This window comes from Nocardioides agariphilus, assembly GCF_015352445.1.
GTDB lineage: Bacteria > Actinomycetota > Actinomycetes > Propionibacteriales > Nocardioidaceae > Nocardioides > Nocardioides agariphilus.
In genome coordinates, this window is sequence record NZ_JADKPO010000011.1 from 1 (window position 1) to 16,434 (window position 16,434).

The window sequence follows — 16,434 nt, forward strand, 5'->3', positions numbered from 1 at the left end:
CCGGGTCAAGACCCACGCCCGCTGGACCTACCACCGCCTGCCCGACGACGGCTACCGATGGACGACTCCGTCCGGACGGGTCATCGACACCCCACCACCACGCCGCTGACACCCGGGCGTCCCCTCGACGGCCGAAGCGCGCAAGGAGGGCCGGCGCTGACCGTGTTACCAGGGACTGACGGTGACGCCGCCCCATTCCTCTGGCTCGGTATCGCGCACGGTCTGGGTCAGTTCCCAGCGATGACCGGCTAGGTCCTCAACACTGCATGAGCGCTCGCCGTACGCGTGGCTCGTCGGTTCCTCCATGACTCGCGCCCCTGTCGAGCGGGCTCGGTCGAATGCGGCGTCCACGTCTGGAACCCGAATCTTGATGACGTGCGTGGCGTCCCCCGGAGTCGGAGGGACGTTCTGGCCACGGCTCTCAGCGACGATGACGGCTCCGTCGTGGCCGACGCTCAGCTGAGACCGGTGCCCCTCGCCGATGCGCACTCGCTCCTCGAAGCCGAACGCTGCTTCCAGCCAGGCGACGGCCGCGCGAACATCGGGATAGATGAGCACTGGAGTGACGGTGGTCGGTGGGGCCGAACGGTTGATCCGCACATCCGCCAGGCTAGATGTCGCGGAATAGGCGTTCGCCGCGGGCTGGTTGGACGATGGTGCCGATGTCCAGCGCCCCCGCACCTGCCGCTCTCGATGAGGCGATCCGCCCGCATGCCCGGCACTTCGTGCTGGCATTGCTCGCCCTGGCGGCCGGTGGTTTCACGATCGGCACGACCGAGTTCGTGACGATGGGGCTGCTGCCCCAGATAGCCGAGGGGGTGGGCGTCTCGATCCCGACGGCCGGCCACGTCATCTCGGCCTATGCGGTGGGCGTGGTGATCGGGGCGCCGGTGCTGGCGTTCCTGGGTGCGAGGCTGCCACGCCGTGGGCTGCTCGTCGCCTTGATGTTCGCCTACGCCGTCGGAAACGCAGCCAGCGCGGTGGCGACGTCGTTCGGCCTGCTGACGGTGGCGCGGGTCGCGACCGGCTTCCCGCACGGCGCGTACTTCGGGGTGGCGTCGCTGGTGGCCGCGTCGCTGGCTCCCGAGGGACGCAAGGGCCGCGCGGTGGCGATGGTGATGCTCGGCCTGTCGGTCGCCAACGTCGTGGGCGTGCCGGCCGCGACCTGGCTGGGCCAGAACCTCGGTTGGCGCTCGACGTACTGGGCCGTGACCGGACTCGCGCTGCTGACGGCGGCGCTCGTGCTGACGTTCGTGCCGTCGTGCCCGGGCGACGCCGGTGCGACGGGTCGGCGGGAGCTACGGGCATTCAAGGAGCCGCAGGTCTGGCTGACGCTGATGGCCGGCGCGGTTGGCTTCGGCGGCATGTTCGCGGTCTACTCCTACATCGCGCCCACGGTCACCGAGGTCGGCGGCCTGCCCGACGGCGCCGTGCCCGTGTTCCTGCTCGCGTTCGGCCTCGGGATGGTGGTCGGCACCTGGCTCGCGGGCGAGCTGGCCGACTGGTCGGTGTTCCGCTCGCTGCTGGGCTCCTCGCTCGGCATGGCGGTGGCGCTGCTGGCGTTCTCGGCACTTGCCCCGGCCGGTTGGTGGTTGATCCCGATCGGCTTCCTGATCACCGTGTTGGGCTCGGTTCTCGTCGTCAACCTGCAGCTGCGGTTGATGGACGTCGCCGGAGACGCGCAGACGATCGGCGCCGCCCTCAACCACGCCTCTCTCAACATCGCCAACGCCGCTGGTGCCTGGCTGGGCGGCGTGGTGATCGCGGCCGGCTTCGGCTACCGCTCGACGGGCGTGGTCGGCGCAGCACTGGCGATCGCCGGGTTCGGGGTCCTCGTGGTCTCGGCCTTCCTCGCGCGACGCATGCCTCACATGCCCTCGCTGTCGGCGTGACCGCAGCCACCAACCCGCGAACAGGCCACGACGCCTTAGTCATTTCGGACTAGGCGGGCGGCCCCCTCGACCCTATTTGCCCCAAGATGGTTGAGAATCGAACCGTAACGGCCCGGGCGGAGGTAGTCCCCGGTTACGGTCGTCCTACTCGTTCGCCGCTTCCGAAAGCAGGCACGAGCCCCCCGACTACCCCCCGATGGAGTCTTCGCATGTCTGTACACCAGGTCTCTCGGCGCACCCTTGCCCGTGGGGCTGCATGGTCGGTCCCGATCGTGGCCGTCGGCGTCGCAGCCCCGGCGTTCGCCGTGTCGCCGGGCTCGACGCCGCACCTGGTTCCAGGGGGGAGCTGCAAGTGCCCGGGCTCGGGCGGCAACAACTTCAACTTCAAGGCGGTCATCGCCGTCGCGACCGCCGGCAACGCCGACTGGACGTTCACCATCACCGGGTTCACCTTCGACGGTGTCGCCAGCACGAACCCGGCCCCGATCACCCTGACCGGGGGCGACGGCAACCTGATCTTGGTGAAGAACCTCACCAACAGCGCCGCCAAGCACTTCGTGGCGTTCAACTGGTCGGCGAAGAACGGGACCACCGGCGAGGTCGTCACCGGCTCCTTCCCCTCGACCCAGCTGACCTTCGCGCCGAACTGCGTGTCGCCGATCCTCTGCCCGTGACCTCACTGGCCAGACGAATGGCCAGACGACTGGCTGCGTGACCACTCCCCACGCAGGACGTCGTACAGGACGCAGTCGGCCCGACCGTCGGCCAGCACCGTGCCGAGCCGCTCGAGGCCGTGCTCGGTCATGCCGCTGGCCTCGAGCACGTGGCGCGACGCCGCGTTGTCGACCGCGGCGTAGGCCTTGACGCGCTGCAGACCCAGGACGTCGAACGCGTGCTGCAGGACCAGGCCGACGGCTGTGGTCATCACGCCGCGACCGCGAGCCTCGGGATGGGTCCAGTAGCCGACCTCGCCGTGGGCCAGGTCGTCGGTCAGGTCGAACAGTCCGACCGAGCCGATCACCAGGTCGGTCGCGGGATCCACCACCGCCCAGCTCAGTCCGTCACCGTTGGCTCGCGCCGCGGTCCCCCCGCGGATGAAGGCGAGCGCCTCCTGAACCGTGTACGGCGACGGCAGGCTGCCGAGCCAGCCGCGGGTCCGTTCGTCGAGGCACGCCTCCAGCACCCGCTCGGCGTCTGTGTCGACGAACGCCCGTAGGCGTACGCCCGGCCCGTCCAGCACCACCTCGTCGAGCCAGCGGCGTTGCGGCTCGCGTGGGTCGCCGGAGAGCAGGGTGCCGGTCCAGGCGTCGCGCAGCTCGCCGCGGTGGGGCAGCCACTGGCGCAGCGTCCCCTCGAAGGTGAACCCGAGCTTCCACGCCAGTCGCCGCGAAGCCCAGTTGCCGACGTTGGCCAGCCAGATGACCGTGGCCAGGTCCTTCTCGCGAAAGCCCCAGTCGAGCAGCATGCGCAGCGCGTGCTCCATGTGGCCCGTTCCGCGGACCCACGGGTGCGATCCATAGGCGATCTCGGCGCGGCGGTCACCCTCGTTGCGCAGGCAGATGTGGCCGGCGTACCTGCCCTCGGCCTCGACGACGAACCCCCACTCCTTGTCGGACTCCCACGCCCCGGGTACGAAGCCGAGGATGAAGTCGCGCGCGTCGGCGTGGGAGTAGGGCACCGGCACCGTCGTCCACTGGATCGACAGCGGGTCCTGGCACTGCTCCCACGACCCTTGTACGTCGCTCTCCTGCGGGTGACGCAGGGTCACTGGGCCGTCGGTCAGGGTCGGCGCGGTCACGGGCGGCATAGACCCACTTTGGCAGGCGACTACTCCTCGTTGCCCGGCAATTGCGCCTCGTGCCACGTGCGGCCGTCGTCGTCGGACCAGGACAGGGGGGCGTTCATGAAGCCGTACTGCGTGACGTAGAGACGCTCGCCCGCCAGGAACGCCTGGCCCACCTTGCGGTCCGTCGGCCGGAAGGCGCCATCGGCGCCGAGGAGGTACCAGTCGCCGGTGCTGGCGTCGGTGATCACGGTGGTCCCGGCGGGTGTGATGAGGACCGAGGTCACGCCACCGAGCATCGTGGTCATCCGGGGTTGTACGACCTGGTCGCCGTGCGCGACGACGAGGCCGGTCATCGGGATGCCGCCGTCGGGGTCGTCACCCAGGCCGACCATCGTGACGTCGTCGCCGCGGCCGGCGAGGACGCAGGTCGCGCCGGGCACATTGGGTCCGATCTTGTCGCCGACCGTGAGCGTGACGCCGCCTTGGCCCCTGCCGCACGTGACCAGCTCGCCGTCGGGCGTGACGTAGCCGTCGGCGATGTCCCCGTAGAGGATCGGCATCGTCGACAGCGACCGGTCCGATGGCCGGTAGAGCATGTTGACGCCGTACTCGCCGTGCACGAACACGTCGCCCGGCCGCGCCGGGCGGCTCGGACCCGATCCGCGCACCTGGGCGATGGTCCCGTTGGTGCCGATCGTCGCGACGTATCCACCGTCGACGCCGATCCAGCCGCCGTCCGGTAGCGGGGTCAGGTCGAACGGCTCGTCGAGGCGTCGGCCGTGCACGGTGCCGTCGGCCTCGCGGATCACCAGGGCGAAGGTCGGCCCGGGTTGCTCCAGAGCCCGCCACACGACCGCGATCGCCCCGTCCGTCGACCCCTCGGTCTCGAACGGGTGGGAGTCGGTGCCGTCCACGACCTTGCGCCACAGTCCCTCGTCGGTGTCCGGCAGCGGCGTCTGGCCGGATGTCTGGCCGGATGTCTGGCCAGACGTCTGGCCAGCCGGCTGGCCAGGTGGGCCGGCCGTCGGCGACAGGCTCTGCCAGACGCCGACGCCGCCCACGACGAGCACGGCGGCCGCGATGCCGCCGGTCGCCGTGCGGAGCCGTCGGGCACGCACCCGCCGGGTCACCTCGTCGTACGGCGGGATCACGACGCGCTCGCGGACGTCGCTCGCCAAGTCGTGGAGGTCAGTCAGCTCGGGCATGGTCTTCCTCCTTGGAGGAGTCGGTGAGGACCTCGGCGAGCGCTGCCCGCCCGCGGGCCAGACGCGCCTTGACGGTGCCTTCGGGCACACCGAGGGTGAAGGCGACCTCGGCGACCGGGAGGTCCGCGAGGTGGTGCAGCGCGATGGCCTCGCGCTGGGTGGCCGGTAGCTGGCGGAGTGCGGCCAGCAGGGCCAGGCGCTCCTCGGGGAGATCGGCGTACGACGTGGGCGTCACGAGCTCGGGCAGCACGTGTGCCCAGCGCAGCATCCGTCGCCAGCGGCTGCGCGCGACGTTGACCGCGACCGTGCGCAGCCAGGCCTCGGGGTTGTCGGCATCGTGGAAGGAGCTGCGGCGCGGCACGGCCCGGGCGAACGCCTCCATCACGACGTCCTCGGCCTCCGCGGGGTTTCCGGTCACGCCGACGAGCTGGACGACCAGGCGGGGGTACGCCACGGCATACACCTCCCGCAAGCGGTCGTCGTGCATCACTCCTCCTCCTGGTGCCTCAACTATGCGACCTCTGGGCAGCGGGCGAGGTTGCATCGGACGCCTGACAGAATGCCGCCTGAAATGAGCGCTATCACCGAACCCGAGCTGGCCGTCCCGACCGAGGCCTCCGGAGGGGCCCGTCCCCGGGTGCTGTCAGGAATCCAGCCGACCGCCGACTCCTTCCACTTCGGCAACTACCTCGGCGCCCTGCGCCAGTGGGTCGACCTGCAGCGCGAGCACCAGCCGTTCTTCTTCATCGCCGACCTGCACGCGATCACCGTCGAGCAGGATCCCGCCGTACTCCGCGAGCGGACGCTGCGAGCCGCGGCCCAGCTGCTGGCCATGGGCATCGACCCGGCCCGCTCGGCGATCTTCGTGCAGAGCCAGATCCCGCAGCACGCGCAGCTCTCGTGGGTGCTGCAATGCCTGACGGGGTTCGGCGAGGCGCGACGGATGACGCAGTTCAAGGACAAGTCAGCCAAGGCAGGGGAGGGGGCCGCGAGCGTCGGGCTGTTCACCTACCCGATCCTCCAGGCAGCCGACATCCTGCTCTACCGGCCGCACTACGTGCCGGTGGGCGAGGACCAGCGTCAGCACCTCGAGCTGACCCGCGACCTGGCGCAGCGCTTCAACAGCCGCTACAAGAAGACCTTCCGGCTGCCGGAGCCCTACATCTTGAAGTCGACGGCCAAGATCACCGATCTCCAGGACCCGACGTCCAAGATGTCGAAGTCGGCCTCGTCGCCCAGCGGCATCGTCGAGCTGCTCGACGACCCCAAGGTGAGCGCCAAGAAGATCCGCTCGGCGGTCACCGACTCGGGCTCCGAGGTGCGCTTCGACCCCGAGGAGAAGCCTGGCATCAGCAACCTGCTGACGATCTACTCCTCGCTCACCGACCGCTCCATCGCGGGTCTGGAGGAGGAGTACGCCGGGCGGGGCTACGGCGACTTCAAGAAGGACCTCGCTGAGGTGGTCGTGGAGTTCGTGACGCCGTTCAGGGACCGCACGCTCGAGCTGCTCGAGGACCAGAAGCAGCTCAGCTCCGTGCTCGAGCAGGGCCGTCAGGTGGCCACCGAGGTGGCCGAGGCGACGCTGCGCGACGTATGGCAGCGCGTCGGGTTCGTCGCTCCTGCCCACCCCGGACTCACGGCCGGGTAAAGGCCAGTAAGGTCGTTCGGGTGCCGGTCATCGGAGTCGCCCTCTCGATCCCGGAGCCGTGGGCCAGCCAGCTCCAGGACTACCGCACCAGCATCGACTCGTCGGCGGCGACGATCCCGACGCACATCACGTTGATCCCGCCTACCGAGGTCGGCGACAAGGAGCTCGATGCCGTCGAGGAGCATCTCGCCAAGGTCGCCGACTCGGGCGGGACCTTCGAGGTGCACCTGCGCGGCACCGGCACGTTCCGGCCGGTCTCGCCCGTCGTGTTCGTCAGCCTGGCCAAGGGCATCGGGCAGACCGAGCAGCTGGCCTCGGCCCTACGCTCCGGGCCGCTCGCGGTCGACGTCGAGTTCCCGTTCCACCCGCACGTGACCGTCGCGCATCACCTCCCCGACGACGTCATGGACGAGGTGTTCGAGGAGCTCGCCGGCTTCGAGGCTTCCTTCGAGGTCACCGGCTTCCACCTCTACGTCCACGACGACGTCCACGGGTGGCAGCCGACGCGCGACTTCGCTCTCTCGCGGGTGTGACGGCACGTGTTCAGTGGCCCTTGCGGACCGCCGTACGCAGGTCGCGGTTGAGCTGGGAGATCACGTCGAGCGCACGCCAAGAGGGGAGGGGTGTGTTCGGGGTAGGTGTGAGGAAACCAGTCGCACGTCCCCCGAAATGTGGTGTCAGAACATGTCGGAATCCCCTGTGGAATAAGGGGTTCTGGAGCGATGGATGTCGGTGGTCGATGCTTGGCTTGTCTCATGTCCAGCACCTATGCCGAGCCGTTCGCGCGGATCGCCGAGGCCCTGGATGAGATCGCCGCGATCAACCCGGTGTTCCGCTCGACGACAGAGAAGCAGGATCTGCTGACGGGCCTGGCCGGGCTCATCGCGCGCGCCCAGGCCCAACAGCTACGCGTTCTCGCCGTGGCCGACGATGTCGCCGAGCAGACCGGAGCGAGGTCGACTGCCGCGTGGCTGGCCGACGAGACCCGCGACGCACACGGCCGGATCCGCGCCGATGCCAGGCTGGCTGACCTGCTCGACCAGAGGTGGACCCTGCTGGGCGACGCCTTCGCCAAGGGCCGGGTCAACCTCGCACAGGTGCGCGCCATCTCCGATGCGCTGTCCTCACTTCCCCAGGACCTGGGCGACGACCTACTGGCCAAGGCCGAGGACTTCCTGGTCGACCAGGCCGCACAGCTCGGGCCGCGCGAGCTGGCCAACCTGGGCCGCGGGGTGTTGCAGCACGTCGCGCCAGACATCGCCGACCAGGCCGAGTACCAAGCGCTGCTCGCCGCCGAGGACAGAGCCTCGGCCGCCACCAGGCTCACCATGCGGCGGCGCGGCGATGGCTCCACCGACGGCAGCTTCCGCATCCCTGACGCACTTGCCGGTCGTGTTCGCACCTACCTGCACGCCTACCTGTCCCCGCGCCGTCGCCGTCTCGACACCCCGTTCGGGCCCGTCGAGGACTCCACACCGGACGAGTTCGGCGACCTGCCGATCGCTCGTCGGCAGGGCATCGCCTTCGCAGCCCTGCTCGAGAACATCCCCACCGACACCCTGCCCCGGCACGGCGGCACCGCCACCTCCGTGGTCATAGCCGTCGACTACGACGACCTGGTCGCCGAGGTCCAGGCCGCTGGTGTCGTCGAGACCTCGAGCGGTGATGTCATCACCGGTGGCGAGCTGCGCCGCTTGGCCTGCAATGCCGGCATCCTGCCCGCCGTCATGGGCGGCAAGAGCGAGGTCCTCGACGCCGGTCGGGAGCAACGACTCGTCAAGGGCGCGATGCGCAAGCTCATGAACGTGCGTGACAAGACCTGTACGACGATGGGCTGCACCGTTCCTGCCGCCTTCTGCGATGCCCATCACCCCAAGCCGTGGTCCCAAGGCGGGCGCACCAGCCTGAAGGACTGCAAGCTTCTCTGCCTCTTCCACCACCGACGGGCGCACCACCCCGACTGGCTCACCCATCACCATCCCAACGGCAAGACCAGCTTCACGCGACGCCAATAGGCATTCGGCTGTTGGATCCCTACGTCAGCCGCCGGCGCGATGGCGCAGTCTCAGGTCGGCGAGCGCCTCCGCGAGGTCGGGGTGGCGGAAGTCGAACCCGGCGTCCAGCAGGCGCGCGGGGATGGCGCGCCGCCCCGTGAGCGCCAGCGCCGGGTCCGTGCGCAGGAGCACGGCTCCCAGTCGGACGAGTGCCCGGGGCGTGGGCGGGGCAGCTGGCCGGCCCGCGTCGGCTCGAAGGGCGGCCATCAGGTCCGCGTTGCGCACTGGATGGGGACCGGTCGCGTGGACGACCCCTGACATGGCCGGTCCGGTGGGGAGGAGCATCGCGCGGACGACGGCGAGCCAGTCCTCGATGTGGATCCAGCTGACCCACTGCCGACCCGAGCCGACCCGACCGCCGAGCCCCCAACGCGCCAGGGCGCGCAGCCGGTCGAGGGCGGGTGTGTCGTTGTCCAAGACGATGCCGGTCCGGAGCGTGACCATCCGCTCGGTGTTCGCCTCCCGAGCGGCCAGTTCCCATGCCTTCGCTACCCCCGCCATCTGGGGTGGGCCATCAGCTGGTGGTGCTGACTCGTCGAGCACCTGTTCGCCGGCGTCGCCGTAGATGGCCAGCGTGCTCGACTGCAGCCAGACCGGCACGAGGGATGACAAGGTGGCGCTCGTCTCGACGAGCGCCCGAGTGGGCTCGACCCGCGATCGGGTCAGCAGGTCGAGGTTCGCCGGCGTGGGTCGGCGGTCGACCAGCTCGCCGGCGAGGTTGACGACCGCGCTCCCTTCGAGCTCGGTGCGCCATGACCCGACGGTCCGGCCGTCCCACTCCACCTGCCGGAACGGCCCGGTACGTGAGCGGCGGGTGAGCACGACGACCTCGTGGCCGCGGTTCGCCAAGTCCTCGCAGAGCCGACTTCCGAGCGCCCCCGAACCTCCGGCGACGACGACCTTCACGCGGGGAACCTATCGGAAGGGGATCGTCCGCAATGGGGCGCTCAGTGGCCGATGAGCCGGTGCAGTCGCACGAAGCTGTCGCGGTAGCCCAACCCTCGCCAGGCGCGTGAGGAGAGCAGGTTGGTCTCGCGCCAGTCGGTGACGATGCTGGGGTAGAACTTCTCCCACGCCAGCTGGGAGACCGCCTCACCCAACGCGCGACCGACGCCCATTCCTCGGGCCTCCGGAAGGACGGCCGCGAAGCCCAGGAACGCTGCTCGCTCAGGTGCGGCCGGGCCGGAGTGGCTCGAGGTGACCTCGAGGTCGCAGCCGACCGCGCTGCCGACGAGGCGGCCGCCGTGCTCGACGGCGACGTTCCAGAACTGCGGGTTGTCGAAGTCCTCCTCCCAGTCGGCCACGCGCTCCTCGTAGACGTCGGGCGGCCCGCTGGAGAAGACGGGAGACAGGCCCTGGTGCTCGGGCAGCACCATGTCGAGACGTGCCAGCTGCGGGATCTCGTCGCGGGTCGGCTCGCGCACGACGAGCCCCTCGCGCACCGGACCTGCTTCGGCCGGGACCCGGATCGCGTGCGTGTGCTGCCAGCCGAACGCCAGCCGGAACCAGGCATGCAAGAGGTCGGCATCGTGGCTGGGCAGCAGCGCGAAGTGCGCCGCCCGTCCCTCGTCGACCCATCTGGTGGCGGCCTGGGCATAGAGGCTGCGGGCGAGCTCGGCCTCCTCGACCGCGTGCCCCGCGCTCTCGATCCAGACGTTCGCGCCCCACGCAGCGCCGGGCTTCGGAGCGCCGAGCAGGTAGCCCACCACCCGGCTGCCGTCGACGGCCACCGAACCCGAGGCGTGCTCGGCGGTGTACGCCGACCGGATGGGCTCGATGCACGCCGCCGGGTCGTCGTACGCGGGGGAGAGCAGTGGCTCGGCCTCGCGGTGGCGGCGATGCCTGGCCGCCAACAGCTCCGCTGCCGGCTCGACGTGCTCCTCGGTGAACTCTGCGACCTCTGCTCCTGGCACGGCTGCCATCTTGTCAGCGAGGAAGGCGGATGCGCGCGACAGTTTCGTCGCCCTCGCGAACCAGGTCGATGGTGCCGTTGTGGCGCTCGACGACCACACGGCGGGCGATGTCGAGTCCGAGCCCGGTGCCCTTGCCGACGTCCTTGGTGGTGAAGAAGGCATCGAACGCGCGCGAGGCCACCTCGGGGTCCAGGCCTGGACCCGAGTCGGCGATCTCGATGACGACCGCGTCGTCCTCGGCCCTGGTCGCGACACGCAAGGTGCCGGCCCCGTCCATGGCGTCGACCGCATTGTCGATGAGGTTGGTCCACACCTGGTTGAGCTCGCCGGCGTAGGCGTCGATGCGGGGGAGGTCAGGGGCATACTGCCGGACCACCTCCACGCCCTCCTTGAGCTTGTGCTGCAGCATCACCAGCGTGCTGTCGAGGCCCTCGACGACGTTGACCGGCTGCAGCGAGGCTCGGTCCATCTGGGTGTAGGACCGCACGGCGCCGACCAGCTCGGAGACCCGGCCGGTGGCTTCGCGCAGCTCGGACAGCTGGGCGCCGACCGACAGTGTGCCGGCCACCCACTCGAGCCCGGTGCTGAGCGCGCTCCCGGTCAGCACCTCGGCCGCCCGGTCACACCACTCGACCGAGACGCCCGCCCCGGCCAGCGTGGCTGCCAAGGTCCAGGGGTCCTCGACATCGTGGTCCTCGAGCCACTCGCCGAGCTCGTCCTCGGCGTCGGCGACCTGCATGGCGGTGCGCGCGCCCGTCGGTCCGCCGGCGTCTTGGCGCAACCGGTCGAGCGCCAGGAACTGCTCGGAGGTGATCGCGCCCTCGGCGAGACGCGTGAGCGAGGCGAGCACCTCGTTGAGCGAGTCGGCCAGCGAGGCCACCGTGCGTACGGCGGCCGAGGCGGGGTTGTTGAGCTCGTGCGCGAGCCCGGCCGACAAGGTGCCGAGGGTGATCAGCGCCTCGCGCTGCCGCACGGTCGCCTCGATGGTGCGGGCGGTGCCGAAGACGCCACGGACCAGGTGCACGGCAAGGGGCAGCCACTCGTTCATCAGGTCGCGCAGGTCAGCGGCGGGCACCTTCAGCAGCCGTCCGAACTCCACCCCGCGGCCGGTTGCCAGGTAGACCCCGTCGTCGTCCCAGGCGCGGAAGCCACCGGCCCACCGCCCCGGCACCATCTGGCCGACCCTGGCCTCCTCGCGCCCGACAGTGCGGAACAGGTCGATGGCGCCCTCGACCAGCACCCACCAGTGGTCGGCCGGATCACCCTCGGTGAACAGCTGGAGTCCCGGCTCGATCTCGATGGTGCGTCCGACGGCGAGCAGCTGTTCGAGGCGCTCGTCGCTGACCTTCTCGAAGATCGCCAGCTGCCGCAGCTCGTCGACGCGCATCGATGGCCCCCCGGCTCAGATCGTCGCCAGGTAGCGGTGCACCAGGTGCACGGCCATCGCGCCCTCGCCGACGGCCGACGCGACGCGCTTCATCGAGTCGAACCGCACATCGCCCGCGGCGAACACGCCGGGAACGCTGGTCTCCAGGGCGTATGGCGCCCGGGCCGGCAGTGGCCAGCCCGGCACCCCATCGGCACGGGCCAGGTCCGGTCCCGTGACGACGTAGCCGCGCTCGTCACGGGCCACGTCCTTGCCGAGCCAGTCGGTGCGAGGAGCCGCGCCGATGAAGATGAACAGCCACGTGGCCGCCACGTCGGTGCACGCGCCGGTGTCGCGGTCGAGGATGGTGAGGGCCTCGAGGTGGCCGTCACCGCGGGCGGAGCGGACCTCGCTCATCGTGCGCACCTCGATCGCCGGGTGTGCCTCGATGCGGTCGATGAGGTAGCGCGACATCGAGGCCTCGAGGTCGCCCGCGCGGACCAGCATCACCACGCTCTGTGCGTGCTTGGCCATGTTGAGCGCGGCCTGGCCGGCGGAGTTGGCCGCGCCGACGATGAAGACCTCGTCGCCGGCGACCTGGCGGGCATCGCTGGCGTCAGCGCCGTAGTAGACCCCGCGGCCGGTGAGGTCGTCGAGCCCCTCGGCCCCGAGCCTGCGGTAGGACACGCCGGTCGAGACGATCACGGCCCGGGCCTCGATGACCGATGGGTTGTCGGGATCGCCGTCGAGTACCACGGCCCGCACGGGACCGCGCTGCTCGAGCGAGACCACGTCGCGAGCCAGCACCATCTCGGCGCCGAAGCGCTGCACCTGGGCCATCGCCCGTTGGGTGAGGTCGGCGCCGCTGAGGCCCTTGGGGAAGCCCAGGTAGTTCTCGATGGCCGCACTCGTGCCTGCCTGGCCACCCGGCGCATGGCGCTCGACGACGATGGTCGAGAGCCCCTCGGAGGCGGCGTACACCGCGGAGGCGAGACCCGCAGGACCGCCGCCGACGATGCACACGTCGTAGAGCGGCTGCTCGGCCTGGGTGCGTAGCCCGAGGGCACCGGCGATCTCGACGTTGCTGGGTGCTCGCAGCGGCTCGCCCTCGGCCGGGAGCACGAGCGGGAGGTCGCCCGGCCCGGCGCCCGCCAGCTCGGCGAGCCGTCGACCCTCCTCGTCGGCCTCGACGTCGAACCACCGGTAGGGCACGTGGTTGCGGGCCAGGAACGTCTTGACGTCATGACCGCGGTCGGACCACCGGTGGTCGACGACCCGGACGTCGGAGGTCTGCTCGGGGTTCTCGTTGTGCCAGTCGCCGAGCAGGTCGTCGAGGACGGGGAACAACTGCTCCTCGGGCGGGTCCCACGGCTTCATCAGGTAGTGGTCGAGCCCGATCTCGTTGATGGCCTGGATCGCGACCTCGGTGTCGGCGTAGGCCGTCAGGAGAACCCGCTTGGCGCCGCCTGCGAGGCCGCGCGCATCGGCCTCGGCGAGCACCTCGATGCCGGTCATCCGCGGCATCCGCTGGTCCACGGCGACCAGGGCGACCGGGCGGTCGCGCAGGGCCAGCTCGGCCAGGGCCTCGAGGGCCTCCTCGCCGGAGGACGCGCGCACGATGCGGTAGTCGCGGCCGTAGCGGCGACGCAGGTCGCGGGCGAGTGCGGCCGAGACCTGCTGGTCGTCGTCGACCGTCACGATCGCCGGCCTGGCCACTGACCACCCCCAGAAGACATCGGTCCGAGCTGCCGCCCGGGCTCACGTGAGGATACAAGTGGCGCGGTGGGTAGGCGTGACATAGCCCACATGGGACCCTAGGAGGCGGGTCGTCGCTGGCGCTGCTCATGCGGGCGCGCATAGCCTCGGCAGGCTGGTGCACCCGTTTCGTCGTGTCAGGAGGACCACTGGATGTCCACAGGCGTGACCGGCCCGACCAGGGCCTCGATCCCGGAAAAGACCCTGCGGACCGACCGGTGGTGGCTCTACCCGCTGACCACCTTCGTGGTGTTCACCGCGTTCGTGATCTACGCGACGTGGCGCGCGTTCTCGGGCACTCACTACTTCGTCGAGCCCTACCTCTCGCCGTTCTACTCGCCGTGCCTGGGCGACTGCGTCGAGGGCTCGTCCGACTTCGGGCAGCCGTTCGGCTGGTTCCCGCTCTCTTCGGCCCTGATCATCTTGATCTTCCCGCTGGGCTTCCGGATGTCCTGCTACTACTACCGCAAGGCCTACTACCGGTCGTTCTGGCTGAGCCCGCCGGCATGCGGTGTCGCCGAGCCCCACGGCGGCTACTCCGGTGAGAGCCGGTTCCCCCTGATCCTCAACAACATCCACCGCTACTTCTGGTACGCCGCGGTGGTCGTCGCGCTGATCCTGACCTACGACACCGTCTTGGCCTTCGGGCCGATGCAGGGCGAGTCCGACGGCATCCACATGGGTCTCGGCACGCTGATCTTCCTGGTCAACATCGCCTTCATCTGGCTCTACACCCTGTCGTGCCACTCCTGCCGCCACGTCGTCGGCGGCCGGCTGCGCCACTTCTCCAAGCACCCCGTCCGCTACCGGCTGTGGACCTGGGTGTCCAGGATGAACGGCGACCACTCGAAGTACGCCTGGCTCTCGCTGTTCTCGGTGGCGATCGCCGATCTCTACGTCTACCTGCTCTCCACGGGCGCAATCGAGGATCTGAGGTTCTTCTAGACATGGCACGCCATGAGATGACGGGCAACGAGATGTCCTACTACGCCGAGGGCGGCATCGAGCGCCACCAGTACGACGTCGTGGTCGTCGGCGCCGGCGGTGCGGGCCTGCGCGCGGCGATCGCTGCCCACGAGGCCGGCGCCAACACCGCCATCGTCTGCAAGTCGCTGCTCGGCAAGGCCCACACGGTGATGGCCGAGGGCGGCATCGCCGCAGCCATGGGCAACCGCTGGCCCGAGGACAACTGGGAGGTGCACTTCCGCGACACCATGCGTGGCGGGAAGATGCTCAACAACTGGCGGATGGCCCAGCTGCACGCCCAGGAGGCGCCCGAGCGGGTCCTCGAGCTCGAGGACTGGGGCGCGCTGTTCGACCGCACCGACGACGGGCTGATCAGCCAGCGCGACTTCGGCGGCCACCGCTACGCACGGCTGGCCCACGTCGGCGACCGCACCGGCCTGGAGATGATCCGCACCCTGCAGCAGCGCGCGGTGCAGATCGGCATCGACGTGTTCATGGAGTGCACGGTCACCGACCTGCTGCAAGACAGGTCATCGGGCGAGGGCCGGATGGCCGGCGTCTTCGCCTACTGGCGCGAGACCGGCCGCTTCGTGGTCATCGACGCGCCGGCCGTGATCCTGGCCACCGGCGGCATCGGCAAGTCCTTCAAGGTGACCTCGAACTCCTGGGAGTACACCGGCGACGGCCACGCGCTGGCCCTGCGCGCCGGCGCGAAGCTGATCAACATGGAGTTCGTCCAGTTCCACCCGACCGGCATGGTGTGGCCGCCGTCGGTGAAGGGGCTGCTGGTCACGGAGTCGGTCCGCGGAGACGGCGGCATTCTGAAGAACTCCGAGGGCAAGCGCTTCATGTTCGACTACATCCCCGACTTCTTCAAGGCGGAGACGGCCGACACCGAGGAGGAGGCCGACCGCTGGTACGACGACAAGAAGAACAACCGCCGCCCACCCGAGCTGCTGCCCCGTGACGAGGTCGCCCGGGCCATCAACTCCGAGATCAAGGCGGGCCGCGGCAGCGAGCACGGCGGCATCTACCTCGACATCGCCTCTCGTCGTACTCCCGAGTTCATCCGCAAGCGACTGCCCTCGATGTATCACCAGTTCAAGGAGCTGGCCGATGTCGACATCACCGCGGAGCCGATGGAGATCGGCCCCACCTGCCACTACGTGATGGGCGGCGTCGAGGTCGATGCCGACTCCCAGGAGAGCGCCGTCACCGGCCTCTACGCCGCGGGCGAGGTCTCCGGCGGCATGCACGGCTCCAACCGGCTCGGCGGAAACAGCCTCTCCGACCTCCTGGTGTTCGGCCGCCGCGCGGGCGAGTCCGCAGCGGCGTACGTCGCGGGGCTGGGCGAGGCGCGCCCGGCCGTGTCCGACGAGGACCTGCGCGCCGGGCAGTGGAGTGCGGTAGCCCCGTTCAGCGTCGACGGCGGCGAGAACCCCTACTCGATCCAGCACGACCTCCAGCAGAAGATGAACGACCTGGTCGGCATCATCCGCACGGAGGCCGAGCTGGCACAGGCGCTCGAGGAGATCGAGCAGCTCAAGGTCCGGGCCAAGAGCATGAGCGTCGACGGCCACCGCCAGTACAACCCCGGCTGGCACCTGGCCCTCGACCTGCGCAACATGCTGCTGGTCTCCGAGGCGATCGCGAAGGCGGCGCTCGCGCGACAGGAGTCGCGCGGTGGCCACACGCGAGACGACTTCCCCGGACCCAACCCCGAGTGGGGTGCGAAGAACCTCGTGGTGTCGCTGGCCGATGACGGCGAGTCGGTGATGCTCAACCCACAGCCGTTGCCGCCCATGCCCGACGACCTGAAGAAGTTCTTCGACTAGTCGCTGGTCGAGCC

The 16,434-nt window shown here is 70.0% G+C and carries 15 protein-coding genes; 7 read left to right on the top strand and 8 right to left on the bottom strand.

All coding sequences use genetic code 11. The features are described 5' to 3' along the window. Positions 1–165: 165 nt before the first annotated feature. Complete coding sequence (locus tag ISU10_RS09615; protein WP_194696181.1) at positions 166–600, bottom strand: VOC family protein; 435 nt, start codon at positions 598–600, stop codon at positions 166–168. A 62-nt stretch (positions 601–662) separates the two neighbouring features. Between ISU10_RS09615 and ISU10_RS09620 the strand changes: the two genes are divergently transcribed. Next, complete coding sequence (locus ISU10_RS09620) at positions 663–1,892, top strand: MFS transporter (protein ID WP_228500355.1); 1,230 nt, start codon at positions 663–665, stop codon at positions 1,890–1,892. A 209-nt stretch (positions 1,893–2,101) separates the two neighbouring features. Next, on the top strand, positions 2,102–2,566 hold the full coding sequence (locus ISU10_RS09625; RefSeq protein ID WP_194696183.1) for a hypothetical protein: 465 nt from the start codon (positions 2,102–2,104) through the stop codon (positions 2,564–2,566). 2 nt (positions 2,567–2,568) lie between these two features. On the opposite strand, the gene ISU10_RS09630 is transcribed toward ISU10_RS09625, so the two are convergent. Genes ISU10_RS09630 through ISU10_RS09640 form a run of 3 tightly spaced genes read right to left on the bottom strand, consistent with a single transcriptional unit; the run spans position 2,569 to position 5,370 of the window. After that, positions 2,569–3,699: a GNAT family N-acetyltransferase gene (locus ISU10_RS09630; RefSeq protein ID WP_194696184.1), complete on the bottom strand. Its 1,131-nt coding sequence runs from the start codon at positions 3,697–3,699 to the stop codon at positions 2,569–2,571. A 20-nt stretch (positions 3,700–3,719) separates the two neighbouring features. After that, positions 3,720–4,883: a hypothetical protein gene (locus ISU10_RS09635; RefSeq protein ID WP_194696185.1), complete on the bottom strand. Its 1,164-nt coding sequence runs from the start codon at positions 4,881–4,883 to the stop codon at positions 3,720–3,722. Beyond that, positions 4,867–5,370: a SigE family RNA polymerase sigma factor gene (locus ISU10_RS09640; RefSeq protein WP_194696186.1), complete on the bottom strand. Its 504-nt coding sequence runs from the start codon at positions 5,368–5,370 to the stop codon at positions 4,867–4,869. The genes ISU10_RS09635 and ISU10_RS09640 overlap by 17 nt, the downstream gene beginning before the upstream one ends. Positions 5,371–5,454: 84 nt before the next feature. Here ISU10_RS09640 and trpS point away from each other — a divergent pair, with 84 nt between their 5' ends. The 3 genes from trpS to ISU10_RS09655 all read left to right on the top strand — a co-directional run bounded on the left by trpS (position 5,455) and on the right by ISU10_RS09655 (position 8,546). After that, entirely contained in the window at positions 5,455–6,531 is a 1,077-nt protein-coding gene (gene trpS / locus ISU10_RS09645) for a tryptophan--tRNA ligase (RefSeq protein ID WP_194696187.1), read from the top strand. Between the two features lie 20 nt (positions 6,532–6,551). Continuing rightward, entirely contained in the window at positions 6,552–7,064 is a 513-nt protein-coding gene (locus ISU10_RS09650) for a 2'-5' RNA ligase family protein (protein ID WP_194696188.1), read from the top strand. Between the two features lie 222 nt (positions 7,065–7,286). Continuing rightward, positions 7,287–8,546 carry an HNH endonuclease signature motif containing protein gene (locus ISU10_RS09655; RefSeq protein WP_194696189.1) on the top strand — a complete coding sequence of 420 codons (1,260 nt, stop codon included), beginning with the start codon at positions 7,287–7,289 and terminating at the stop codon, positions 8,544–8,546. A gap of 24 nt (positions 8,547–8,570) precedes the next feature. On the opposite strand, the gene ISU10_RS09660 is transcribed toward ISU10_RS09655, so the two are convergent. Genes ISU10_RS09660 through ISU10_RS09675 form a run of 4 tightly spaced genes read right to left on the bottom strand, consistent with a single transcriptional unit; the run spans position 8,571 to position 13,580 of the window. Further along, entirely contained in the window at positions 8,571–9,491 is a 921-nt protein-coding gene (locus tag ISU10_RS09660; RefSeq protein WP_194696190.1) for a TIGR01777 family oxidoreductase, read from the bottom strand. Positions 9,492–9,532: 41 nt separating this feature from the next. Then, positions 9,533–10,498 carry a GNAT family N-acetyltransferase gene (locus ISU10_RS09665; RefSeq protein ID WP_370865071.1) on the bottom strand — a complete coding sequence of 322 codons (966 nt, stop codon included), beginning with the start codon at positions 10,496–10,498 and terminating at the stop codon, positions 9,533–9,535. Positions 10,499–10,511: 13 nt separating this feature from the next. Beyond that, on the bottom strand, positions 10,512–11,885 hold the full coding sequence (locus ISU10_RS23810) for a sensor histidine kinase (protein WP_194696192.1): 1,374 nt from the start codon (positions 11,883–11,885) through the stop codon (positions 10,512–10,514). A gap of 15 nt (positions 11,886–11,900) precedes the next feature. Further along, positions 11,901–13,580 (bottom strand): NAD(P)/FAD-dependent oxidoreductase, encoded by a 1,680-nt coding sequence (locus ISU10_RS09675; protein WP_194696193.1) that lies wholly within the window; start codon positions 13,578–13,580, stop codon positions 11,901–11,903. A 192-nt stretch (positions 13,581–13,772) separates the two neighbouring features. On the opposite strand from ISU10_RS09675, the gene sdhC reads away from it, so the two are divergent. Beyond that, positions 13,773–14,564, top strand: coding sequence for a succinate dehydrogenase subunit SdhC (gene sdhC, locus ISU10_RS09680; protein ID WP_194696194.1), 792 nt, complete (start codon positions 13,773–13,775; stop codon positions 14,562–14,564). Positions 14,565–14,566: 2 nt separating this feature from the next. Further along, complete coding sequence (locus tag ISU10_RS09685; protein ID WP_228500359.1) at positions 14,567–16,420, top strand: fumarate reductase/succinate dehydrogenase flavoprotein subunit; 1,854 nt, start codon at positions 14,567–14,569, stop codon at positions 16,418–16,420. Positions 16,421–16,434: the final 14 nt, after the last annotated feature.